We start from the raw sequence: 24,532 nt of genomic DNA, 5'->3' as shown, positions 1-24,532 counted from the left end.
TAATCTGGCGTCAGCTATCGCCGAAACTCCACAGATTGCAGACCGTAGGAGCAGAACCTCGTCCTGATTGTATTGTACTAAATTAGGACGATCGGCATCGGTATCTAGAAACCCGCTTTCTGGGCCGATGCGGAGGAGCTAAACCTAAGATTTATAGTAGAGACGGGGTTTAACAAAACCTGAGTCAGTCCAAGACTGTAAATGTCTGATAAAGGTTCCCAGACTCCACGCCCACAACATCATCCTGTCCCTGTCAATATACAAATCGGTTGAAACTTGTGGCTCTACTAGACTAACAAAACTCCGAAGGCAATAATTAGCTCGTACTCCTACCATTTTCCTTATTTTGACCCGATCGCGAAGTCGAAGGGCCTTCTTCCCATCATTTATCACTGCTCCGAAATTTCCACGCGGGAACAAACTTAGAATCTCCCCAAACGCCGCGGCGATTTTTCTTAGCTTCGGCTTCCGCTTGTTCCAGAACACTTGCACTCGGACAATTTTTCAAGTAAGGACGATAAACCATTGCTAATCCTTCGCGGGTCAAAACTTCTTGGGCAAATGTGCCGTTTGGCAAGCGAACTTCGCTAACTTTGCGGCCGTAGCGGTCAGTATCGGTGACGGTCAAAACAACGCGACCGCCCCCTTGTTTTACTAGCTGCTGCATTCTTTGGTGCGCTAGATTTCCCCACTTAAATTGATTTTTTTTTGCTGCTGCTTTGCTATTTTTCTCAGCATTTGTGTGCGCGACTTCCGGTGCATCTACACAGGCAAAACGCACTTTTATATCTTTCCCGGCGGCATCACTGGCGACAAGGGTGTCGCCGTCGCTAACTCGCTTGACAGCATAGTTGTTGGGCGCTAACTTTTGTGGACACCCGAATAGTAGCAATAGCAGAGCAACTGCACTTAAGGTTTTTATTGTTGGGAAAAGGGTGATTTTTGTCAGGTTCATATTTCTCTGTTTTATTTAGTTTCCATCCAATTTTGCCCAGCGTGGATGTCAACTATTAGCGGTACGCTAAGTGGCAGAGCATTTTCCATCGCAGTTCTAATTTTCGGCTGCAATTCTTCCCATTCATCGGGAGGTACTTCAAATATTAATTCGTCGTGAACTTGCAACAGCAGCCGCGCCTGATAGTTTTGCAAAATTTTGTGTACGTCAATCATGGCAAGTTTAATGATATCAGCACTAGAGCCTTGAATGGGAGCGTTGGCTGCGGCCCGCAAAGATTGGGCGTCATCTCTGCTGACAGATTTAAGTCTATCGGAGTGAATGTCTTGGGGATTGCGGCCTTTTAAGTCGAGGAGGCTTTCGCTCTCGAATTTTAAATAGCGGCGGCGGCCTAGAATTGTGGTAACGTATCCGAGGGCGATCGCCTCTTTTTTTACTTTCTCCAAATATTCAAAAACTTTACTGTAACGCTGGTTAAATCGTTCAATAAACTTTTTACCGTCTGCTGAAGTTTTGCCCATCGAACGACCAAACTTAATCGCCCCCATACCGTAAATTACCCCAAAATTAATCGTTTTGCCAAACCGTCTTTCGTCCGGCGTTACTTCCTCTTTTTCAAACAGCAGTTGAGCCGTTACGGTATGCACATCTCGGTTATTTTGATAAGCTTCAATTAACACAGGTTCTTGACTCAAATGAGCCAAAATTCGCAGTTCAATTTGAGAATAGTCAGCTGACACCATCACCCAACCTTCTTCTGGTAAAAAAGCCTTGCGAATTTGCCGCGAAAACTCGGTGCGGATGGGAATATTTTGTAAATTTGGATTGGAAGAAGAAAGCCTTCCCGTACCAGTTGCAGCTTGGTTGAAATCTGTATGCACTCGCCCGGTATCCGCACGCACTAACTGCGGCAAAGCATCGACATAAGTTGATTTCAACTTGGATAATGTTCGGTGTTCTAATAAATCGTCTACAATCGGGTGGTCTCCTTGCAATTTATCCAATACGGCGGCGTCTGTAGAGTATCCCGTCTTAGTTTTTCGCGACTTTTTCTGAAACTCATCCGGGATTTTTTCTAACAAGATTTCGCTGAGTTGTTTCGGGGAACCTAAGTTAAATTTTCGCCCCGCTGCTTGATAAGTTTTTTCTTCTATTTCTTTTAAGCTCTTTTCTAGCTGTTGCGATAGTTCTTGCAGATACTCTGAATCAATGCGAATTCCGCAATATTCCATTTCTGCTAAAACTGGTTCGAGGGGCTGTTCTACTTCCAGCAATAACCCCTCTAAAGTTTTTCCGGGAAAGCTAGATTCATCAAATTTCTTCAATTTGGCTTTAAGTTTACCTACTAACTGAAATGTGGTGTACACATCCATGCCACAGTAGTCTGCTACTTTTCCAATACTGATGTCAGCAATTGTTTTGTTTTTCGGCACTAATTCATTGTAAGTTTTGGCAACAATGCCTAAGTATTCCCTTGACAGTTCGCTGAGGCTGTGGCTGGTTTCGGGATTGAGTACGTAACTGGCTAGCATGGTGTCGAAGACGACTCCGGCTAGTTTGATTCCTTGACAGCGCAGGATCGATCGATCAAACTTAGCATTTTGCAGCGCTTTGGGATAATTCTCGCTTTCCAAAATCGGACGCAAAGCATTTAAAACTGTGGCTTTGTCCAAGTTTTTGCCCGTTTTGTGTCCCGTGGGAATGTAAGCGAGATCCTCTTCGCCGGTTCCCCAACAGCAGCCAATTCCGACTAATTCGGCGTCTCGCGGTTCGATGGCGGTGGTTTCGGTATCCCACGCCACGGGTGAGGCTTTGTCGGTGAAGGTTTGCAGCAGTTGGACTAATTCGTTTAACTGTTCGGTTGTTTGAATTATTCGCGGTTTAATTGGCAGTTTTTTCTCTTGCTGGGCGGCTTGGGTTTCTGCAGGACTAAAAAACCACAATGCGTCGTCTTCTGAACTTTCAGAAGTTGCAGGTGACTTATCTATTGTGGGGTGGGCATCTTGCCCGCCCTTTGCAACAGGCAAGATGCCTGTTCCACTGTCTGCCACAGGCATCTTGCCTGTTCCACTCTCCATTGAATTGATTGTGGGGTGGGCATCTTGCCCGCCCTTTGCCAATGGTTCTTCTACACCACCAAAACGCTTTTGAATTTGCTTTACTTTGCTTAAAAATGTTTTAAATTCCAACTTTTCCAGCATGGGAATCAAGGCAGATTCGTCAAAACCTATAAGCTGGCAATCTTCTAAGTTGATTTCTAATGGCACGTCTTGGACAATTGTCGCCATGCGTTGAGAATGATAAGCAGCTTCTTTGCCTTCTTCTAGCTTTTTCTTGGTTGCGCCTTTAATTTCATCTATAGCAGCATAAATGCCGTCGAGGGAATTGTAAGCTTCCAGCAATTGCAGGGCGGTTTTGTCGCCGATGCCTTTAACTCCGGGGATGTTGTCGGATTTGTCGCCGCACAAAGCTTTGTAATCTATTACTTGTTGGGGCAAAATACCGAGTTTGGCTTTGACTTCTTCCGGGCCGTATTCTTGGGATTTGCCTTTGCCCGATCGCCTGAGTTCATCGGTACTCAAATATAATACGCTGATTTGTTTTTCGGTTTCTACTAATTGAAACAAATCTCGATCGCCCGTGAGGATTTTGACCTGATAACCCGCCGCGCTGGCTTTGTTTGCCAAAGTTCCCAAAACATCGTCCGCCTCGTAGCCCGGAGCAGTTATTGCAGGTAAATTCAAATAGGTGAGCAATTCTTGCAGATTTTTGATATCCGGCTTAAAATCTTCCGGTGTTTCGGCTCGACCGGCTTTGTAGGTGTCGTCTGCTTCGTGGCGAAATGTGGGTGTGGCGAGGTCAAAGGCGATCGCCATGTACTGGGGGTCGTGGGCCGCCATTACTTCCAGCAGCGACTTGAGAAAGCCAAAACAGACGCTGGTGGGAATGCCTGTTGTCGTTCGCAAGCCTCCGTCTCGACTTTTGGCGAAGGCGAAGTAGGAGCGAAAGGCCAGGGAGTGGCCGTCAACTAAGATGAAGATGGGAGCTTGATTTGCCGACACAGACACAAATACCGATCGCACGAAAGGATTTTCTCATTGTAGCCAGTTGTCAGTCTGCATTGATCGACCGGAAGGATGGCCCGCAGACTTGAGGACGCTTGACACTTGAGCGGATCTCGGCTTACTGTGCAGCTTGGCTGAGAATAGTAGAAGATGTTAAGTACGATTCCCTACGCGATAGCTTCGCTTCACGCGAATTTACCAACACCTGCCCGAAGCCTATGGCTGACATTAATCGATGCTACGAAATCCTCGAAATTGAGCCGGGAAGTTCCCTAGAAGAAATTAAGCGTGCTTACAGGGATTTAGCGTTTGTGTGGCATCCCGATCGGTTTGCCCACAATGACCGCCTGCAACAAAAAGCTCACCAAAGATTAACAGAAATTAATGAAGCTTACCAGCAGTTGGTGTTGTTTCTGAGTCAGCCTGAATCATCGAGGTCGATCGAAAAACAGTTTCCGCAGCCACCGCCCCCTGCGCCGGAAAAGCCGCTGAGAAGGCGTTCTCGAAAATCAGTCGCTAGGCCTGGTTCCCAGCGCCGTCAAACCCGCCCAAAAGCCGCCTCCAAAAAATTTCTCACTCAAAAAAACTCTTCAAGCAAGAAACGATTTACAACTCAAAATCGTCAAGCGTGGCGGGGCAGAAAGCAACCAGGGCGAAGCGTTGCCAGGGAAGCACGGCCATCTCAAAACTATCCAAAGATTATCTCGAAAAGGAAAAAAGAATTTTCAACTCAATACTCAAAACCGCGAAGCGCGCCGAGGGAAGTGCGGCCATCTCAACACTATTCCAGCTTCCCTTGGTGGCCGCTGGCAATCGCCGTGGCGAGTTACGCTTTGACCGGTTGGATTTTGACGAAATCAACCGCCCCGCTGTGGATGTGGGCTTTAATCTGTGGTGCAGATTGGCTGTGGGCCGCGATTTTGCTGGCGGAGGGTTCAGCAACGCCTAGAGTGTGGCTGGCGGCGTTAGTTTTGGCTGGGGCGGTAGGGGGGTCGATCGCCGGTTTTCAGGCGGGAGGAAGGGTAACAGGGGCTGCTTGGGGCGCCGTTGGAGCTGGTTTGGGGGCGATCGCCAGTTCTGAGGCCGAGTCGCGGGCTGTGGCTGCTGTTTTGGCTGTAGGGGGAGTGGTGACTGTGGTGGGATTGATGGCGGGAACGGGTTCTGGGAATTGGGTTAAGGCGTTGGTGGCGGCCGTGTGTTGGGCGATTGTCGGCTTGATGTGCGGGCTGGCGGCGGAACTAGGCGTGAATTCTGGCGGCCCCGTCGGGCTCTCTGGTGCGATCGGGCTGGGGATTGGGGCGTGGGCGGGGGTTTTTGCTGGAGCGGGTTCGGGGGCGATGGTCCAAGCCTTGGCTATCGCCGGGTCTAAGACTGTTTATGGGGCTTGGGCTGCGATCGGGATTATTGCTGGAGTTGTGGCGCGGATGGTAGCTGCAGAAAGGTTGAGCCACAACGGCAGCGGGCTTTATACGTTTATCCTGTTGGTGGCTACTTCCGGTTTTGGGCTGTGGCTGGGAAGTTGGTTGGGCGATCGTATCTTTTAAATTAGTCATCAGCCATTAGTCATTAGTCATTAGTCATTAGTCTTGAGTCTTTAGGAAAAATTATCCATTCCCAATTACCAATTACCACTTCCCCATTATCCTATTGTCTAGCAACAACTAAGACAATTAGGATGTTATTAATTGCTGACACCCTTCCTTCTTCCTTCTTCCTTCCTCTTTCTTCCTTGTTCCTGACCTCCGTTACATCCCGTACAGTGCTCGTTGCCAAACTTCCCTCTTCCTGACATCCGTTACATCCGTTACACAATCCGTTGCCAAACTTCCTTCTTCCTCCTTCCCTTACCGAATCCGTTGCCGAACTTCCTTCTTCCTCCAGGATAAATCCCAGCACTTATCGCTTTTGAGCAGCGCTTCAAACTCAGCCATTGGCAAAGCCTGACTGAAAAGATAGCCTTGAATTTCGTCGCATTCGTGCTCGCACAAAAAATCAAGTTCCTGCTTATTTTCTACCCCCTCAGCCACCACCGTCATGTTCATGCAGTGTGCCATTTGAATAATCGCTATTGTTATTGCTGCATTTTGGCGATCGTCTGCAATGTCGCGAATAAAACTCTTGTCTATTTTGATCGCATCAAACGGAAAGCGTTTCGGATAACTCAAAGAAGAATATCCAGTCCCAAAATCATCAATTGCTATCCTAATTCCCTGATCTTTCCACACCGTAAAAGCTTTAGATGCTGCAATTTCGTCTTGCAAAACAAGACTTTCCGTCAGTTCTAATTCCAAACACTTGGGATCGAGATCTGTTTCTGTTAATATCTCCCTGACTCTTTCCGTGAAATTTTTGCGCTCGAATTGACGGGCTGACACGTTAACTGCCACTCGCAGGAGTGGCAAACCTGCTCTTTGCCATGTTTTAGTTTGCCTGCAAACAGTCTCTAATACCCATTCGCCCAACGGTGCAATCAAGCCCATTTCTTCAGCCATTGGAATAAATTCCCCTGGGGAAACTCGCCCCCGTTCGGGATGATTCCAGCGCACCAAAGCTTCAGCACCAATCATTTTACCTGTTTTAATTTCTATTTGAGGCTGATAGTATACTTCAAATTCTGAGCTTTTTAAAGCATGGCGCAAGCAAGTTTCTTGAAGAAGTGTATTAATAAAAAAATTAGCATTCTTAGCCGTATAAAAATGATAAGTATTGCCCCCTTTTTGCTGAGATTGATACATGGCTATATAAGCATTTTTTAGCATTTCATCTCCGTCGGTGCCGTCCCCGGGATACAAGCAGATCCCCATACTAGCAGTGACATAGACTTCGCAATCTTTGACAATCATAGCTTGGGATACAATATCTAAAATGTTTTGAGCAATCTTAGCCACATCCTGTTTTTCTGCAACTGGTTTAAGAATCAGCGCGAATTCGGCCGCTTCCAAACGAGCAACACTATTAATGTTTTCCATACAGTTAGTTAGCCGCTGGGCGATAGTGCAAAGCACTGAGTCGCCGATATCGTGTCCCCAGGTCCTGTTAATGCGGTTGATTTTATCTAAGCTAAGCGTGACAACTGGAACGACTCCGGACAATTCTTTTTGAGCATCTAATACTCGACTTAACTTTTCTCGCAAAAATGAACGATTTGGCAGGTTGGTCAAGCTGTCATACTGATGTCGGTAGAGTGCCAGTTGAATAGTTGTGTGCAAGTTTTTTTCTTCAAAGGGCTTGACAATATAGCCGAAGGGTTTTGTACTATTGACTCGTCGCAAAGTAGTTTCATCGGCATAAGCTGTCAGATAAACTACCGGGATTTGAAAGCGCAAGCGAATTTCTTCGGCGGCTGTAATGCCGTCGATTTCTCCTTGGAGGTTAACATCCATTAAAACTAAATCCGGGCGAAACTTGGCTGCCGATTCAATCGCTTCTTCTCCCGAATAGACCATGCCAGTTATTCTATATCCGAGAGATATCAAACTGTCGGAAATGTCTTCCGCAATGATGCTCTCGTCTTCAACTATCAGAATTTTTTTGTTGGACACTAAATTTTCTCCTTAGAGTGCAATTTGGGCTGAGAAAAGGTTATTCTAAAAGTCGTACCAGCAGTTTCTAACAGTTCTATTCCCCCCCGGATTTGCTTGACTAGAGACCCGACCAGTCGCAAACCCAACGTTCGGGCTTTGCGATAATCTAAGTCTTGAGGAAAACCAATTCCGCTGTCGCTCACGGTTAGCACGCAAACTCTGTTATTATCTAAAGTGAAATCTATCTTAATTTTACCTTTTACTTGCCCTTTAAAAGCATATTTGAGGGCATTTGTCACAAGCTCGTTGATAATTAACCCGCAAGTAACGGCCGTATCAATATTGAGAGAACACGGCGCAATATTTGTTTGCAAGTTGACGCCTTCTGCATGATTTTCATAAGCTTGGAATAAATTGTGGGCGAGATTTTGGATGTATTCAGCAAAGTCAATGTTTGACAAGTCTTTGGATTGATACAATTGTTCGTGAACCAGGGCCATTGATCTGACTCGGTTTTGACTTTCTTTTAACATTTCACTAACCTGGCTGTCTTGGATGTAGCGGGACTGAAGTTTGAGCAAACTGGAAATAACTTGGAGGTTGTTTTTGACACGGTGGTGAATTTCTTTGAGGAGAACTTCTTTTTCTGCGAGGGATGCTTTGATGCCATCTTCGTCGCGCTTGCGCTCTGTAATATCCCGCACTACTGCTTGAATTACTTTTCGTCCGTTAATTTCCATTGCATTTAACAGCACTTCAGCGGGAAATTCTGAACCGTCGAGTCGTTTGTGTACCCAGTCAAAGCGACAGCTACCTGTTTGCATTGCTGTCGATATTCTCTGTATTGCTAGACTAGATGAGTCTTGTCCGCTAGGCTGAAATTGTGGGGAAAAGTCGCTCAGTTTCTTGCCGTAAAATTGTTTTGTGTTGCTACAGCCAAATATTTTTAAGGTCGCGGGGTTGCAGTCAAAAAAATCCTTTTCGTCAAGCAACATTACTGCGTCGCTGGTGGCTTCATAAAGGCTACGAAATTTGTGCTCTGATTCTTGCAGAGAGCAAATCAATTGGTTTTTGAGAGCTTCCGCACGCTTGCGGTCGGTAATATCTATTCCTACAGAAACTGCTGCGGTTCCCTGATGATATTTCTGAGCTACTATCAAATAGTTGCGGACGAAACCGTTAATTTCTATTTCTATTTCTTGGCAGATTTGCTGAGATGAACTGTCAAAAAAAATTCGGATCAGTTCTCCGAAAGTCGAGCCTTTGTCGAGAAAGTTGATTTCTTGACCGACAAAGCTTTCAGGAGACAGGTTGAATGAGGTTGCTAAGTGCTGGTTGACTCCGATATACCGCAAATCTGAACTGATCCAAGAAATCAGTCCGGGTACGGCATCCAAAACGGCGCGAAGTTGGTCTGTAGCTTCTTGGAGTGCTTCTTCCGATCGCTTGTGCTCGCTAATATCTGTCGCCGTTCCGCACAAGCCTAAAATAGCGCCGTTTTCAGCTTGGTTGACGATGCTGTTGACGCGCAGGTGGACGGGAGTACCGTCTTTGCGAATGTGTACTGTTTCGTAAGGAGAATTAGCGGTTTGTGGCTGAAGTTTGGTTCTCGCTAAAAGTTGGGCAAATATTTCTCTTGGTCTACTTCCTTGATCGGGAACTAAAAAATCGGTGAAGCGGCGTCCGATCATTTCTGGTGGTTCGTAACCATAGATGCGTTTGGCGGCGGAATTGACAAAAGTCAAGAGGCCTTCAATATCGATCGACCAAATCAATTCTTGGGAGGTTTCTACGAGGTTACGGTACTTTTTTTCGCTTTCGGCAAGTGCTGCATTGAAGACTGCCGTTTGCTGCTGAAGCCTGTCTTCTAATTCTTGATTTGCCGTTTCTAGAGTGGCAATGGACTGCTCGCGCTCGGTAATTTCAGTAGAAACACCAACTGCGCCGACAACTTCGCCGTTTCCATCTCGCAGGGCTGCGGATCGAATTTCGTGAATAAAATGCCTCTCTCGGATGTTCCAAGTACGATCGTTTCCTGCTAATACCTCGGCAATATTTTCTAAGATATCTGGCTGGCTGCTGTAAACTTCAAAAATCGATCGCCCGACAGTTGCACCTGGTTTGAGTCCCAAATTTTCTAATCCTTTCCCTGCTGCAAGGGTTAACTTGCCTTCTCTGTCTGTTGCCCACAGGAAAATAGGGGCACAACTGACAGCGGCGTGAAGGGTTTTGTTGGCTTGTTTGAGCCGATCGATTTCTGCATGAAGCAGATCCTGGGTGGTGTTTAATTCTACCGTTAGTCGATCGGCTTTTTGCTGCCAACTCGCAGCAGTATCGCACATTTCTGCGAGATTGCGGGAACGACAGATGGATTGGTTGCAGTGTGACATGGTTACTCTAGGGCGCACTGTATATTTAACCCTAGCCTATCTTTTAAGCATAAACTTTTTAAGTCAAATATTACAATTAGCAGTAATACTCATCCGACCAAGATGCGATAATATTAAAGGTACTTTAAAGGATTCAGAAATTGCGGCTCGCTCAGGCTTTTCGGCGACAGTTCACAAATTGATAATAAGCTGAATAATGCCTGCCAGTCGGTATTTTTACGGTAACTATTTGTAGTAGTGCAAAAAGAAGTTCCGCAATCCTCGGCTTGCACAAGAACTGGGATTGTAAATTTATTATATTTGTTTGCGTAGATTCACGCAGCGAGGAAGAGGGAATCGGGAAAATTGAAATATAGGCAGCGCCTGAATGGTTAGGAGGTATTTAATTTGTGAAAATCATGAGGTCGATTCCCTCTTCTTTCTGCCTTCTGCTTTCTTCCCTATTTCCTATTCTCTTTTTCTGCCCTCCGCTACATCTTGTACAGTGCTGGTTGCCGAACCTCCTTCAATTAACTCCCCAAGTTTTGACAGTTTTGTCTATACTACCACTGATAATAGTTTCACCATCGCTGCTAAAAGTAAGACAAGTAACAGAGCTTTGATGTCCGCTAAGAGTGTAAAAATTTTCGCCGGTACTGGCATTCCAAAATTTGATATTACCATCGGCACTAGCACTGACAACAGTGAGTCCGTCGGGACTAAAGGCGATCGCATTTATAGAGTTAAAATGCCCTGCCAATGTGATTGAACTATCTGGATTCGATAGCTGTCGCAGTTGAATGTTTCTGTCCCAGCCGCCAGTAGCCAAAGTCTGCCCGTCTGGACTGAAAGCCAGACAATTCGCATAACCCTTAATTGTTTGGGAGCACTCTCTGCTGCGGAGGTTCCACAGTTTAATTGTACCGTCAGAACTGCTGCTAGCGAGAGTTTGTGCGATCGGGCTAAAAGCAAGACTAACAATTCCTGCTTTATGAGCTCCCCAGGTTAAAAGACTGCCAAAAGTACAGATTAACTTTCCCGTCTCTAAATTCCAAATTTTGATAGTAGTATCTGCCGAACCTGTGGCGATAACTTGACTGTCGGGACTGATGACAATTGCGCTAATTTCCCCTTCATGTCCGAGGGAAGTATGCCGAAATTCTCCTTCTTGCCAAATTTCGATCGCACGATGTTTCGGAGTATTTCTGCTCCTCACAAACACTTCACTTTCTTGGCAAAGGACAAAAGTTTCTTGAGCGCGGGGATACTTGTCAACAGTATAGAGTATTTCTCCTGTATCTACATCGCAAATTCTAATAATTTTCCCGTGCAAACTCGCCGTGTGATCTCCTCCGGGACTAATCGCAACATTTGTCCCAGTTTTGACCGTGCGGATGCAGTCAAAAAGCTTGTAAGGTACGAAGTCTTTTAAAGCTTGGCTGACTAAAGGTTCTGTCCTCGATCGCAAAATTAAATAAGCAACTCGCTGCACTTCTGCTGCGGGATCAAGCAGCGCCTCAATTGCTAAATTTAAACCAGCACCTCCGTATTTAGGAGCATCTTTAACAGCGGCAATCCGCGACTCGATACTAGGGCTGTTGAAGCGCTGCTTGACGCCAGCGATGCCTCCCAAAACAGCGCCTGCGAGGGGGATTTGACTTTGACCGCCGAGGACGGCATCATATTCTCTGGGTTGGTTAGAATTGTCGGATATCATACCATTTTAGATTTTAGATTTTAGATTTTAGATTGAAGAATTGGCAATGAATGATTGCTTAAAAGTTTAAAATACGGGCATAAAGTTGCTTGTTTGTGTGGATATGGTATCAATTTAAAACTTAAAATTTGGTAATTACAGGACGCTGGTACAAAACCGCCCTCAACCGGGTTTATGTGCAGATGCTATCTTGCCCAACCCCATATTTATCGTAAAAAGCGGTTTTAATAGCGCAATTCCTAACTTATTGACTCTTCCTGTTTATGCTATTATAATCAAATCAGAGTTTTACACAAAAATCCGAAAGTGATATGTCACACTTCACAACTATCAAGGTTCAAATCAAGAACGGCGAACTGCTGCATCAAGTGTTGGAAGAGTTGGGTTATCAAGTAGAGTGCAATGTGCAGGTGCGGGGTTATCGGGGTGACAAAACTAATGCCGAGTACGTGATTCGGCAATCCAATGGCTACGATTTGGGTTTTCGCCGTAACGGAAAGGATTACGAATTGGTAGCGGATTTTTGGGGCGCTCGAATTAACCAGCAGGAATTTGTCAATTCAATTAGTCAAAAATACGCGCACAAAAGTTTGATGGCGGCGGTGCAGTCAGAGGGTTTTCATGTTGAAGAAGAGGAAACTTTGGCAGATGGAACGGTGAGAGTTGTAGTGGGTCGATGGGTTTAAGACTCGCCCTTGATTAACTCGTTTTTAGGTATCAAGAGGAATCACCATGTGGCCCTCGGCGATCGTACTAATTATCCTCGCGCTTGTAGTTGGCATGGTTGGCGCGATCGCCCTTGGAGCATACCGCTGGCATCTCGGTACCCAGGAACTGCGAGCAAATCTGGAAGCTGCACGCTTGCCGATTAAACCTCTCACATTTGATGCGCGGGAAATCGCCGATTTACCCCAGCCCGTGCAGCGCTACTTTCGCGCGGTGCTCGAAGATGGACAACCGCTAATTGTAGCAGCGCGGGTTTCCCACGAAGGCACGTTTAACATGAGCGAAACTGCAGAAAAATGGAGCGCCTTCACTTCAACTCAACTGGTAATTACTCAACGCCCTGGCTTTGATTGGGACGGGCGAATTGTCATGATGCCCGGTATCAATGCGTTCGTTCATGATGCCTACATTTCTGGCGAAGGCATCCTCCATGCGGCGCTGCTGGGCCTGGTGACTCTGGCGGATATCCGCGGCACTCCAGAAGTGGCACAAGGGGAACTGATACGCTTTTTCGCGGAGGCGGCTTGGTATCCGACGAGACTGCTGCCGAGTCAGGGTGTTCGCTGGGAGGCGATCGACCATTCTTCCGCCAGAGCAACGCTACAGGATGGCGACACTACTGTTTCCCTAAATTTCCGCTTTGATGAAGCAGGGCTAATCGCCACTGTCCGCGCCGAGGCCCGCGCCCGTACAGTTAACGGCGGGCTGGTGTTTGCGCCCTGGATTGGCCGCTTCTGGGACTACGAATTGCGAGACGGTATGCGGATTCCGCTCTCGGGTGAGGTGGCGTGGCAACTGCCTGATGGCTGGCTATTGCCCTACTGGCGCGGCCGCATCACGAATATTGCCTTCGAGTTTGCACGATGATTCTAGTTGGTGTTGTAGGGTGCGTCTGAGTCTGAGATTTTCTCCTTTGTAGGGGCAATCCCCTCGTGCTAGCCCCGGTTTCAACCGCCTCCTTCATAAAGAGGGTAACTTTCCCAAAAAACCCTACCTCAAAAACAATTTATACGCCGGATTCTGACTCTCATCCCCATACTGATAGCCCAGCGTATCCAAAAAAGCCTGCCACTCTTTCATCTCATCGGGCGGTACTTGAATTCCCACCACAATTCGCCCGTAATCTGCGCCGTTATTTCGATAGTGAAAAACGCTGATATTCCAGTTAGGGCTCATCGAACCGACAAACTTCATCAATGCACCGGGACGTTCAGGAAATTCAAAGCGATAAAACAATTCATGGTCGGCCAGCATCGAACGCCCGCCCACCATATGCCGCACGTGCAGTTTCGTTAATTCATCATCAGTTAAATCCAAAGTCTTGAAGCCACAATCTTCAAAACTTGCCGCTATCTTTACCGCATCCGCACGGTTTTGAATTTGTACACCAATAAAAATATGTGCCTCTTTCTCATCCGCAATTCGATAGCTAAATTCAGTTAAATTGCGTTTTCCCAGACATTCGCAAAACCTGCGGAGACTTCCCGGTTGTTCGGGAATTGTGACTGCAAAAATGGCTTCGCGGCGTTCGCCAAACTCGGCTCTTTCTGCTACAAAACGCAGGCGATCGAAATTCATGTTCGCGCCGCAAGCCACAGCAATTAACGTTTCTCGTGCGACTTGTTCCCGTTCGACGTAAGCTTTCGCACCTGCGATCGCCAAAGCGCCGGCAGGTTCTAAGATCGATCGCGTATCTTCAAAAACATCCTTAATCGCCGCGCAAACATCATCCGTATCAACCAAAATAATCTCATCCACATACTCTTGACACAAGCGAAAAGTTTCCTCCCCCACTTCCCGCACAGCAACGCCGTCAGCAAATAAACCCACCTGCGACAAACGCACCCGTTTACCGGCTTTCAGCGATTGATTCATGGCATCGGAATCCACCGGTTCGACGCCAATAATTTTAATTTCCGGCCGCAACCGCTTGACATAGGCCGCAATTCCCGAAATCAATCCACCGCCACCAATTGCCACAAAAATCGCGTGAATTGGTTTTTGATGTTGCCGCAGAATTTCCATGCCGATCGTACCCTGTCCCGCAATTACGTGCGGGTCATCAAAAGGGTGAATAAAAGTTAAACCTTTTTCCGCCTCTAATTGGCGCGCAAAAGCGTAAGCATCGTCGTAGGTATCCCCATGCAAAACTACCTCTCCACCCCGGGATATCACCGCATTTACCTTCACCTGTGGCGTCGTTACGGGCATGACGATAATCGCGCGAGTTCCCAGGTGGCGGGCGGCGAGGGCGACTCCTTGGGCGTGGTTGCCGGCGGAAGCTGCAATCACACCTTGTGCTAGCAAATCCGGCGAGAGTTGCGCCATTTTGTTGTACGCACCCCGCAGTTTAAAGGAAAACACCGACTGCATATCCTCTCGCTTCAGCAAAAGTTTATTGTTGAGCCGTGCTGATAGATTCGGGGCGGATTCTAGGGCTGTTTCTTGAGCAACATCGTAGACGCGGGCGGTGAGGATTTGTACCAGGTAATCGCAAAGCATGGGGTTAGCAGGTGGGTTGATGCCGGATGGTGGGATAATTGTACGGCACTTGTGTTAGTATTTTGCGGGGAATTGGCGATCGGGCGATCGCAGTTAACGAAAGATTCAGTCAACTGGGTTTGATTTAGTTACATAAATAGTCAATCCAATTCTGGCATCGCGATCGAACTTTAACCCTACTTCTTCTTCCGAGGTTATTTCCACATGATTTTGGGAAATATCATAAAGCTGAATGCTCTCAATTTTAGCAGAGTAGCAGTACGACAATTTATTATTAACTAAAACTAGAAAAACACGTTCTCCTACAGTTAATGTTGTAACTCCCTTAACTTGGGCTACGTATGCTTGTTGCTTTTTGAGCCACTCAGTAATTTCTCCAATCTCCCTTACCAGCCCTCGATTGCTCTGGAGTAAAATTATATTGTAGGTGACTAAATCAGCGAGGGATTTACATAAAGCCTCAACAAAATCACCTAAGTCCAACAGTTCTTGAGTCCCCAAAATCTCATCTGTAGAGCCGTGTGCTGCTTTATTTCGATAGTCAACCAGTTGTTTTAGTTCTCCTTCAGCCGTGTTTTGACTGCCGCGAACTTCCTCTACAAAATATTTAATTTCTTTGTGATTAATTACCCATTTCCACGCCTCATCAATCCCAGCATTTTTCAAAACTGTTTCTAGCACTTCCTTCCGTAAATTTTGCTCGTGCAATAGGAAAGCATCAGGAAGTAGTTCGTATTTTCCAGTGTCAGTAATTCCACAGGATAATCCTTGCACTACTTTCTCCACTGAAAGGTGTTGAAACCTATTCTTTTTGATGTCAATCAATAAACGCCCTATACCCTCTTGATGGGTATTTTGGACTGTTTGTCCCAAATCTGAATAACGCGGAACCAAATCGGGCATCCGTCGCAGCCAATCCGAAATTAAATCCTCAACGAAGCGCTCGTAAATAGCATACAATCGGGTTACAACAGCAGAGCGATCGTAAATTCGCCATTCTTGTTTGCTAGGGATTACTTCTATTAATGCGGCAAATTCAGGATTTTCTTTCAACTCTTTTATATCTGAACTGTCTTGAAATACGATTTCTCTAAGTCGATCGTTAGTTTTTATCATCGAACGGACAGTGGAAATTTTAAGACAGACTGTCTCGATAAGCTCGTCAAACATCGCAAGTTACTCTCCGATAACTTGCAAAAGCATTTCGTCAAATATCCTGATTCGATCCTGAATCTCTGCCTTGGTTTTTCCACCTCCTGTGAGAAGACGAGATTCAGGTTTTTTAAAGAGGTTCTTTGTCTCTTCAATAATGCGGTTTTTTAGAGCAATTAATCTTTTTTCATATTGCAAGTGCCTGCTTAAACCAACCATAATTGCATCATAATATGCTTTATAAGCCTTTTTAGACCAAGTTTGAGTTTTATGGTCAAATGGTTTGAATAAATGCTCTTCGTAAATTAGGTGAGCTATTGTGATAGTTTTGAGAAAAATAGATTCCAAGTAATTGATATGTTCCTCATCAAAATTTAAACTTCTCATCATGTACAAATCTAAAAACCCTTCCATTCCCCGTTGGAAGTTATCAACATTTCTGAGCGCAAAAAAACGCAGAACTAACTCAGCATCTTCCATTTTTTTATAAAGGGTATTTTTCTCCAATTCGGCGCTGTTATCCTCTGTCGGAATTCCCCAAGCTTCTGCAAATATGGGATAGCGCGATAATTTTAGCAACAGTTCATTGAACTTTCCATAATACAAACAGTTTCGCACTTCCTGTTGACTTAAATCTACGCCTCCAGTGTTAAGGCGCTCGAAGGTTTTTTGTTTTAAGAATAGAGCCTCTTCAGGATCGGAAGTTGATTCGGCAATAATTACGGTAGATGATATAGAACGACGGTCGATACCGGCTCTAATTTTTTGAGGAAGTTGATTGTAGGTACGTCCATTTAATTCAGACCAAAATTCAAGCCCTGTTAATGTAAGCTTGTTTTCATAAAAATCCTGAATCGCAGTAATTCTCTGTTGACCATCCATCACCTCATAGGAATTGTAATCTTTTTCGTATAAAATTATTGATGGAACTGGAATATTGATGAGAAATGATTCGATTAGTTTGGATTGCATTTTGGTAGTCCAACGCGCCCTTCTTTGGTAAAAGGGTCGCACTTCCATATAACCAGGATTCTTTAATGCCTGGACAAAGCTCGGAAGCTTTTCACGGTTGATTTCAGTAAGAATTCTATTCTCTCTTAACTCGTACTTATCGTTTATTTCACTATCGGATATTTTAGTGCGAGTTTTTGTTGGCGAACTCTCCCACATTTTTTCTTCAAATGGTGCGATCTGCATTTTCCCGAGTCTCCCTAAGCACAACTTGTTAATAATTATAGCATTTTCAGGATTAGCCGCTCCACTCAAATCTAGCAAACTAGCGATCGCAAATTATCCCTGCAGAAGATCGATCGCCCTTACGATCGCAAAATCCGATTTTATGGCAAAATTAGCCTAGACTGAAATATGAAAGCTAGCGATCGGGCAAGCTGTAGCGAATGTTGCCCTCGCCCGACAAACTGGTTTTAACCTCAAGGGTATTCTACTAACTTGCGTTTAAGCTCGATCGGCACAAGAAATAAGATCAAATCTAGCTTAAATACCCTCTTTATTTGTTAGTTCCTCGCTCGCTCAGAGGCAACTTTGTTACGTAGCGATTTCAATTGCCGAGTTGGATCGAGAGTTTTTAACGCGGATTTGATATAATTAGATTCTGCATGAGTCCTGACTTCGTTTTTGCCCTTTACCCGGTTATAAAATCCGGTTTTTGAGCGTATTAGTCCGTAATCCTTAATTTAGTATGTAAAATCATGAACGTACAAATTACAGATTTGCGTGCGGTTGACGAGCCAAAAATTCAACAGGTAGCTAGATTAATAGTTGAAGGTTTTAAAGAGCATTGGCCCGATGCTTGGCCCGATCTAAAATCTGCTTTGCAAGAAGTGCAAGAATCTTTGGGACCCGATCGCATCAGTCGAATTGCTGTTGGCGACAGCAATCAAGTTTTGGGATGGATTGGCGGGATTAAACAGTATGACGGTAATGTTTGGGAACTGCACCCGCTGGTAGTGAGAACAGAATTTCGCGGACAAGGAATTGGTCGATCGCTCGTAGCTGATTTAGCAGCAGAAGCTAAAAACCGGGGAGGGATCGTCCTGTGGGTAGGTACCGACGACGAAGACAATCAAACCACTCTTTCAGGCATCAATCTTTATCCTAACGTTTGGGAACACATCGCCAAAATTAGAAATTTGCGCGGTCATCCCTACGAATTTTATCAAAAAATGGGTTTTGCGATCGTCGGAGTGATGCCCGACGCGAACGGAATTGGCAAGCCAGATATTTTCATGGCAAAGCGGTTGTAAAGTTTAATGTAGGTTCTAAATTTACTGACTGGTAGCTTGCTAATCCAACACTTAGCAAAATTAGTTCTTGAAAGTTTCCCATAAAATCGGTCTAGTCTGGACGTGCGAACCCCGTTCGAGGGTCGCTAATAAACAAACCCAGAACTAACGAATCCATCACCGTATCCCAGACAGGAGTCAAACGTTCAGCATCGTCAACCCAGTAATCAAAAGTAATCAAACACTGAACATTAGAACCCAATCCAATACAGATTCGCGAATAAGCTTCCCGCTGTTCGGGAGGGTCGATAAACTTAAATTCAGTCCAAACAACGCGGGCAGTTTGCCGCTTCAATTGGATAATGTCCCCAAAAGCGATCGGATTTCGCGTATCATCTTCAACCACCTTCTGTAATAGCGGCACCAGCGGAAAATCTGCCCAGTTACCAGGTGGTAGCAAATTAAACGAAACCTCCAAACGACAATCATCATCCGGCGGCTTTTTATCCGTAAACCGGAACGAATTAGTATCCGGTTCAAAATGCCAATCTTCCGGGGCATCAAAGCGGACTGCACCTCTTCCTGCTACAAAAATTCGAGTTCCAGGCTTTGACTTCCAATTGTGGTCTTCTTTGAGTTCTAGAGTTTCCTTGAGCCATTCTTGCTTTTTGCGCTTAGACATAAACAGAACACCAAATTGCTGCTAATGTGTAGTTTTAGACCTTGCAAACACATTTTAACTCTATTTTGCTCGCCGTTTGCTCAAATATAACAATCCTTACAAAAATTATAAATTTCTCTCTTTTCTATTCCTCTGTGTTCTCTGCGCCTCTGCGGTAAAAAAGAATTCCTTTCGCAATTGGCTAACTTTTATTTTTCACTCTTGGGAATCACATACCTAATTCCGCCTTTATTCCCAGCCGCATCGTCATTGTAACGGGGGATAACATGAATAGCCGTGTGAGTGCGACTTTGACCCGCCTGTTTATTAATATTTATTCCCACATTAAACCCGTCAGGATGAAATTTTTTAATTAACATTTTTTGCACCTTATTAGCCATAAACCAGCAAGCCGATTGCTCTCGAAACGGCAGTTCAAAATAATTAGCAACGTGACGCTTGGGGATGATTAAAACATGACCTTTGCTAGCGGGATAACCGTCAAACATCGCATAAGCTGTTGCTGATTCAGTTAGCAAAATTAGGTTTTTATACGGATTGCAGAATATGCAGTTATTAATAGAATTTCTTTGATGATTGTAATGCACGTATTTGTAAATTTCGCAATACTCATCTAGGTGAACTGGCTTAAAGGGAAGTTTGACAATGCACTGATATGTAGGTTTTTTGTGCACGTAGTGTTCTCGAAAGCCTTCTTTTTTGATATCCCTTCTCACCGCAAAATACGCATTCCCTCCGGGTTTCAACAGGTGCGACACTTCCATCAGGACATTAGCTTGTTCTTCAGGAAACAAAACATTCAAAACATAAAAACAAATGATGGTGTCGAATTTATCTTCCGGGAATTCCGGGAAATAATAAGGGTCATAACCCGTAATATCGAAGCCTTTTTGCTGCAACAATCTAACATCGCTGCCCAAGCCGCACCCAAAATCTAAGACTTTGCCTTGTAGCAAGTTTTTATCCAATAAAAATCTTGCCGGAAATGACAGATAAATTCTTTCGATTGCCGTCAGGTGGCTGAATTTATTTTGTTGCTTTTTCATGGTGGCATAAATTTGATTTCAATCGTTGTTTTTAGTCTTTGCGTAAAGGTTTTGTTAAAATTCCGAGAATTTTGTCAACTTCGTTAATATAATAATCGTTCAAGTCAATAAAAGCTGTTTGATTTACCAATTTGAGAAACTTCCAAGCATTTCCCGTGGTAACACCTCCGTAAACCGCCTCAATTTCATCATTTTGCTGTTGATTGAATCGCTGGGTTCCCAACATTTCAGCAATACACTGTCCTAATCCGTTTTTGATGTTTTCATTTTTGGCTTCTACTAAGGTAACAACTGGTGTTCGGATTTCGTACCAATCGCTGGATGCGGTGAGGATATAATCGCAGTACCCGTTAAGTCCACTTTCTGGATCGGCATTAAATTCCGTGCCGGAAAAAAAGCCGATTTGGAAGTTTAAAATGCGCCGTACTTCTAATAATACGGGAGCAATAATTAACTCCGAGCGAGCTTTTTCAGTATTGATAGCATTGGCGAGAGGGATATATTCTGCTAGGGTTGTTTTCAGATAGTCGCTAGGTGCAATTGATTCTACATCTGCAAACAAAACTGTTTTTTCATTAACAGTGAGGTTAAATGCTGCACGCACTTTGGTGATAGTAGTAAATTCACTATATGACATTTTTAAAGTCGTTAAATTAACTAAAAATTACCCATTATACTTGAGATTTTACCATTATTGCAGTTTGGCGATCGCCCCTTTTTCCACCAACACCTTACCAGTCACCAAATCCCGTACCGTCGCCAACAAAACCCGCCTCTCATCCACCTCAAAACTCACCGAAACCCTGTCAATTCCCAATACCCCGGGCGGATTCAAATGCGCTACGCAAACCTGCTGGTGGTGGCTTTCCAGAGACCGAAAATCAGTTTTTTTGTTGAGCAAGCTGCTCGTCATTTGCCCTTTTTCGTTAAAAATAACCTCCGCTTGTGATACCTCCGCAACTTCCCCAATATCTAACCGAATTTCCCTTTGCCCTTCAATTGCCACTTGCAGCGTCAACTCTTCGGAACTTTGACAGGGATACTTCATTTCCTTGCTAAATATCGGCGAATAAGCATAAGCTTTAGCATAAGGTTCCCAAAGGCGAATTGCATAGCTGTGGCGCAAATAATCGTCAACAGTCGCTAATTGTGTCAAGGCTAAAGCACCGTGCGCCACCGCTTCAAAAGGCTTGTCTGTTTGGACTTTTGGCCGCCCAAAATACGAAACCACTAAATTAGATACAGCCGGAATTAGAGAAGTTCCTCCTACCAGCAAAACCTGTTCAATATCTGCTTTGCCGATACCTTTTCCCATTGCAATGCTCAGCACTTCATCTAAAGCTTGTCGCAACTGTTCTAACAACTGCCTAGATTCCATAATTTCCTCAAGCTTCTCTCGGTTTAGCTGCAAGTCGTAAGACATAAAAGTTTCATCGTCCAACCAACTTTCCTTCGCCTCATTAACTTGAGAAAGTTGAATTTTTAATTTTTCCGCTATTTCTAATAAATTTTGCCAGCCAACTGGACCGACTTCTGCCCGCGACGAACCAATTTGTCGCAAATAATCTTCGACAATCCAGATGTCAATATCTTCGCCGCCAACATAAGCATCGGATTTTGCCAACACTTCGGCACGCACCCCCCCCAGCCCCCCCTTGTCAAGGGGAGGAGCGAGATTTCTCTCCCCCTTGGTAAGGGGGGGTAAGGGGGGGGTTACAGCAGTACGGACTAAACTTAAATCTAAAGTTCCGCCGCCAAAATCAACTACTAAAACTAGAGAGCCGGGGCGTTTTACTGCATATCCCAGGGCGGCGGCTGTGGATTCATCTATTACCTGAACTTCCGCAACTCCCAAACTTTCTCCTAAGTCGCGAAACCAATCTAGATATCGCTCAAAAGCTCCAACGGGGACTGTAAAAATTACTTTGTCTGGCTGTATATTTTGTAAATATAATTGTTTCCAAATAGTCTTAATAAACTGTTCGGCTACTGATTCGGCTGTGTAGGTGTCGCCGTCGATATTGCGGGGTGGTGGCTGAAAGTCCGCAGCTAAATTGCGTTTAAAAGCTTTGAAAAAGCGGTCTGGCTGGGATTGTCCCAAACGCTGCGATCGCACTTTTTCTCCCAGCACCAACTCTTCGGCATTTTTCACAAAAACTAAAGTCGGCACTACAGATATTTCTCGAATATCTCCGCTCAAATTCTTCGTTTTAAAAATGCGGGACATCTCGCCCAATCGCAAAGTTTCTGGTGTTTTCGTATCCGGGTTAAGAATGCAGACAACCGTATTGCTGGTGCCGAAGTCAATGGCAACTGTAGTCATGTTAATTTATAATTTAAAATTTAATTTTTCATTCCCGCTGGAAGGGTACGACTAACTTTAGCAGGAGTAAGAATTCGCTCTCCCTCTCGATAGCCGACAAACCGAATATAAACTAATTCTCCTTCGGTTATATCCTCAACATCCGGCTGGTGCAACTGCGGATTGTAAGCAGTTTGTTCCCACGCAGAACCAATCATTTCAAAATCCCAACTTGACAAGAGATTTTCTAAGGGAGTAAACAAAGCTGAGAGGTTTTTGGCGGGCATATCCGGCTTGGCTTCTGCCATTTTGCGGGCGGCGGGATAGTTGGTTAACAAAGTTTGCAACTGTTCAAAGGTAGCGCGGCGAAAATCAGCAGTTAGTTGAGCTTTTTGCTGCTGCAATTCCGATCGCAGCCGGAAACACTGCTGCCTCAATTCTTCTATTTCGCTGGGATCAGTTGTGATTGTAGCGGATATTGGCAGTGCGAGCAAAGTGCGATCGAACTCTTGAAAATTCAAATTCAGCACTGTTGCCAGCCGTCTCAGTTGGTCTACGGTGAGTTTTCCCACGTCTCCCTGCCGCACTAAGCGCACTCCAAAGCGACTTAAGCCTGCTTTTTCGCCTAAGTCTTGCCAATCGAGAATGTCTAGCTGATTCATGCGTTCCCGCAGAATTTTATCGTACTTAAACTCGATCGCATCTCCCGCCTCAGATGCAGCATAAACGTAGACTAAAATTAGAAAAATGCCCCCGACAGCCAGCGCGAAGCTGAAGGCAGGCACTGTTGTTACATCAACTGTTGCACCCAGGAACTCAAACATCTTTAACTCTTCTAAACTTGTTTTAAAGTCTGCGTTTGTTCAACGGTCAAATTTTCTTCGCCTTGATAATATTCTGGTAGCAAGTCTTGAGATTCTACTTCTCCGAGGGCTTTTTCAATTCCGGCGGTGGTTTCGGTGCAACTCGAACCCGTGGCGTTGAGGACGGTTTCGGTAATTTTTCCGTCTTTGCCGATGCGGTATTCTATTTGGCGGTATTCTGCCATAATTCTTCCTCTTGGTTTAATGCTTGAGTGTTGACTGCGGAGTGTTGAGTTATATTATAGATTCTATTTACCAATTATTCTAATGAATTTTTGTAGCGACAATGCAACCGGGGTTTCGCCGGAGATTATGGCTGCTATTGCAGCGGCTAATTGCGGTGCTGTGATGTCTTACGGAGATGATGAATATACGCAGCGTTTGCAAGCTGAATTTTCGGATTTGTTCGAGACATCGGTGACTGTTTTTCCAGTAGCAACTGGTTCTGCTGCTAATGCTCTTGCCCTTGCAGTTGTTACTCCTCCTTACGGGGCTGTTTACTGTCACGCGGCATCTCATATTAATTTAGATGAATGCGGCGCGCCGGAGTTTTTTACAGGCGGTGCAAAGTTAGTGACAGTAACAGGAAATCATGGTAAAATAGAGGCAGAGACTTTAGGAAAAATACTCGATCGCGCTGGTGCAGGTGTCGTCCACCACGTACAGCCCGCAGCCGTCAGCATCACTCAAGCAACGGAAGCCGGCACAGTCTACAATCCAGCAGAAATTTCCCACATTTCGGAATTAGTTCGCGCTCACAATTTGCACCTGCACATGGATGGAGCTCGCTTTGCCAATGCTGTTGTCAGTTTGGGCTGTTCTCCAGCGGATGTCACTTGGCGCGCGGGTGTGGATATTCTATCGTTTGGAGCGACAAAAAACGGCGCGATGGGTGCAGAAGCTGTGGTTTTTTTTAATCAAGAATTAGCAAAGACTTTCCCTTTTTACCGCAAGCGCAGCGGGCATCTTTTCTCGAAAATGCGGTTTTTGTCGGCGCAGTTGGAAGCGTATATAACCGATAATTTGTGGCTGAAGAATGCGGCTAATGCAAATAATATGGCCACCCAACTAGCCCAAGGTTTGGCGGGAGTTGAGGGAGCGAAGTTTTGCCATCGGGTTGAAGCCAACGAGATTTTTATTCAACTTCCAGAATCTGTAATTACATCGGTTTTAGCTGAGGGTTTTCTGTTTTATCGCTGGGATGAATGTACTGTTAGACTGGTAACGGCTTTTAATACTAGAGAAGAAGATGTTATTGCTTTGGTGGAAGCGGCTAAACGACATCAGTGATTATTTCGTAAGGGCGAGTTTTACGAATAATATCTGACGAGTACCAACAATCTAGATAAACCCGCCCCCCACAACAGATAACCCACATCAACATTA

Annotated in this window: 20 protein-coding genes; 5 read left to right on the top strand and 15 right to left on the bottom strand. The window is 45.0% G+C overall.

The window, feature by feature from the left end; translation table 11 throughout:
• Window positions 1–382: 382 nt before the first annotated feature.
• Window positions 383–955, bottom strand: a complete 573-nt coding sequence (locus tag QUA57_RS16850) for a thermonuclease family protein (protein WP_333062420.1) — start codon at window positions 953–955, stop codon at window positions 383–385.
• Between the two features lie 11 nt (window positions 956–966).
• Entirely contained in the window at window positions 967–4,038 is a 3,072-nt protein-coding gene (gene polA / locus QUA57_RS16845; protein ID WP_333062418.1) for a DNA polymerase I, read from the bottom strand.
• A 200-nt stretch (window positions 4,039–4,238) separates the two neighbouring features.
• Between polA and QUA57_RS16840 the strand changes: the two genes are divergently transcribed.
• Window positions 4,239–5,564: a J domain-containing protein gene (locus QUA57_RS16840; RefSeq protein WP_333062415.1), complete on the top strand. Its 1,326-nt coding sequence runs from the start codon at window positions 4,239–4,241 to the stop codon at window positions 5,562–5,564.
• A gap of 100 nt (window positions 5,565–5,664) precedes the next feature.
• Here the strand turns inward: QUA57_RS16840 and QUA57_RS16835 are convergent, their stop codons facing one another.
• From QUA57_RS16835 to QUA57_RS16820, 4 genes are all read right to left on the bottom strand, one after another.
• A complete protein-coding gene (locus QUA57_RS16835; protein ID WP_333062414.1) occupies window positions 5,665–5,916 on the bottom strand; it encodes a hypothetical protein in 252 nt (83 codons plus the stop codon).
• Complete coding sequence (locus tag QUA57_RS16830) at window positions 5,865–7,562, bottom strand: EAL domain-containing protein (protein ID WP_333062413.1); 1,698 nt, start codon at window positions 7,560–7,562, stop codon at window positions 5,865–5,867. Before QUA57_RS16830 ends, QUA57_RS16835 begins: the two co-directional genes overlap by 52 nt.
• The gene (locus QUA57_RS16825) at window positions 7,562–9,934 is read right to left on the bottom strand and encodes a PAS domain S-box protein (protein ID WP_333062412.1); all 2,373 of its coding nucleotides are present in this window, start codon (window positions 9,932–9,934) and stop codon (window positions 7,562–7,564) included. The genes QUA57_RS16830 and QUA57_RS16825 overlap by 1 nt, the downstream gene beginning before the upstream one ends.
• Before the next feature lie 505 nt (window positions 9,935–10,439).
• Complete coding sequence (locus QUA57_RS16820; RefSeq protein WP_333062411.1) at window positions 10,440–11,630, bottom strand: WD40 repeat domain-containing protein; 1,191 nt, start codon at window positions 11,628–11,630, stop codon at window positions 10,440–10,442.
• Between the two features lie 311 nt (window positions 11,631–11,941).
• On the opposite strand from QUA57_RS16820, the gene QUA57_RS16815 reads away from it, so the two are divergent.
• The gene (locus QUA57_RS16815) at window positions 11,942–12,316 is read left to right on the top strand and encodes a DUF1257 domain-containing protein (RefSeq protein ID WP_333062410.1); all 375 of its coding nucleotides are present in this window, start codon (window positions 11,942–11,944) and stop codon (window positions 12,314–12,316) included.
• A 46-nt stretch (window positions 12,317–12,362) separates the two neighbouring features.
• Window positions 12,363–13,223, top strand: a complete 861-nt coding sequence (locus QUA57_RS16810) for a DUF6920 family protein (protein ID WP_333062408.1) — start codon at window positions 12,363–12,365, stop codon at window positions 13,221–13,223.
• A 123-nt stretch (window positions 13,224–13,346) separates the two neighbouring features.
• On the opposite strand, the gene ilvA is transcribed toward QUA57_RS16810, so the two are convergent.
• The 3 genes from ilvA to QUA57_RS16795 form a co-directional block, all read right to left on the bottom strand.
• On the bottom strand, window positions 13,347–14,858 hold the full coding sequence (gene ilvA / locus QUA57_RS16805) for a threonine ammonia-lyase, biosynthetic (RefSeq protein ID WP_333062407.1): 1,512 nt from the start codon (window positions 14,856–14,858) through the stop codon (window positions 13,347–13,349).
• 105 nt (window positions 14,859–14,963) lie between these two features.
• A complete protein-coding gene (locus tag QUA57_RS16800) occupies window positions 14,964–16,028 on the bottom strand; it encodes an MAE_28990/MAE_18760 family HEPN-like nuclease (RefSeq protein WP_333062406.1) in 1,065 nt (354 codons plus the stop codon).
• A gap of 6 nt (window positions 16,029–16,034) precedes the next feature.
• Window positions 16,035–17,207 carry a DUF262 domain-containing protein gene (locus QUA57_RS16795; protein ID WP_333062405.1) on the bottom strand — a complete coding sequence of 391 codons (1,173 nt, stop codon included), beginning with the start codon at window positions 17,205–17,207 and terminating at the stop codon, window positions 16,035–16,037.
• A gap of 512 nt (window positions 17,208–17,719) precedes the next feature.
• Here QUA57_RS16795 and QUA57_RS16790 point away from each other — a divergent pair.
• Complete coding sequence (locus QUA57_RS16790; RefSeq protein WP_333062404.1) at window positions 17,720–18,274, top strand: GNAT family N-acetyltransferase; 555 nt, start codon at window positions 17,720–17,722, stop codon at window positions 18,272–18,274.
• Between the two features lie 91 nt (window positions 18,275–18,365).
• Here QUA57_RS16790 and QUA57_RS16785 read toward each other — a convergent pair whose 3' ends face one another.
• From QUA57_RS16785 to QUA57_RS16760, 6 genes are all read right to left on the bottom strand, one after another.
• The gene (locus QUA57_RS16785; RefSeq protein WP_333062403.1) at window positions 18,366–18,935 is read right to left on the bottom strand and encodes a hypothetical protein; all 570 of its coding nucleotides are present in this window, start codon (window positions 18,933–18,935) and stop codon (window positions 18,366–18,368) included.
• A gap of 188 nt (window positions 18,936–19,123) precedes the next feature.
• On the bottom strand, window positions 19,124–19,981 hold the full coding sequence (locus tag QUA57_RS16780; protein WP_333062402.1) for a bifunctional class I SAM-dependent methyltransferase/HIT family protein: 858 nt from the start codon (window positions 19,979–19,981) through the stop codon (window positions 19,124–19,126).
• A 31-nt stretch (window positions 19,982–20,012) separates the two neighbouring features.
• Window positions 20,013–20,618 (bottom strand): hypothetical protein, encoded by a 606-nt coding sequence (locus tag QUA57_RS16775; RefSeq protein WP_333062400.1) that lies wholly within the window; start codon window positions 20,616–20,618, stop codon window positions 20,013–20,015.
• Between the two features lie 54 nt (window positions 20,619–20,672).
• Window positions 20,673–22,304, bottom strand: a complete 1,632-nt coding sequence (locus QUA57_RS16770; RefSeq protein ID WP_333062398.1) for an Hsp70 family protein — start codon at window positions 22,302–22,304, stop codon at window positions 20,673–20,675.
• A 20-nt stretch (window positions 22,305–22,324) separates the two neighbouring features.
• Window positions 22,325–23,107 (bottom strand): XRE family transcriptional regulator, encoded by a 783-nt coding sequence (locus QUA57_RS16765; protein ID WP_333062396.1) that lies wholly within the window; start codon window positions 23,105–23,107, stop codon window positions 22,325–22,327.
• An 11-nt stretch (window positions 23,108–23,118) separates the two neighbouring features.
• A complete protein-coding gene (locus QUA57_RS16760; protein ID WP_333062395.1) occupies window positions 23,119–23,331 on the bottom strand; it encodes a DUF2997 domain-containing protein in 213 nt (70 codons plus the stop codon).
• Window positions 23,332–23,413: 82 nt separating this feature from the next.
• Between QUA57_RS16760 and QUA57_RS16755 the strand changes: the two genes are divergently transcribed.
• Entirely contained in the window at window positions 23,414–24,436 is a 1,023-nt protein-coding gene (locus QUA57_RS16755; RefSeq protein ID WP_333062393.1) for a low specificity L-threonine aldolase, read from the top strand.
• The last annotated feature ends 96 nt before the right edge of the window (window positions 24,437–24,532 follow it).

The sequence above is a fragment of the Microcoleus sp. Pol7_B2 genome, from assembly GCF_036701035.1.
Classification (GTDB): domain Bacteria; phylum Cyanobacteriota; class Cyanobacteriia; order Cyanobacteriales; family Microcoleaceae; genus Microcoleus.
Note: the sequence above shows the minus strand (reverse complement) of the source record. Positions and strands in the feature narration are given on the sequence as shown.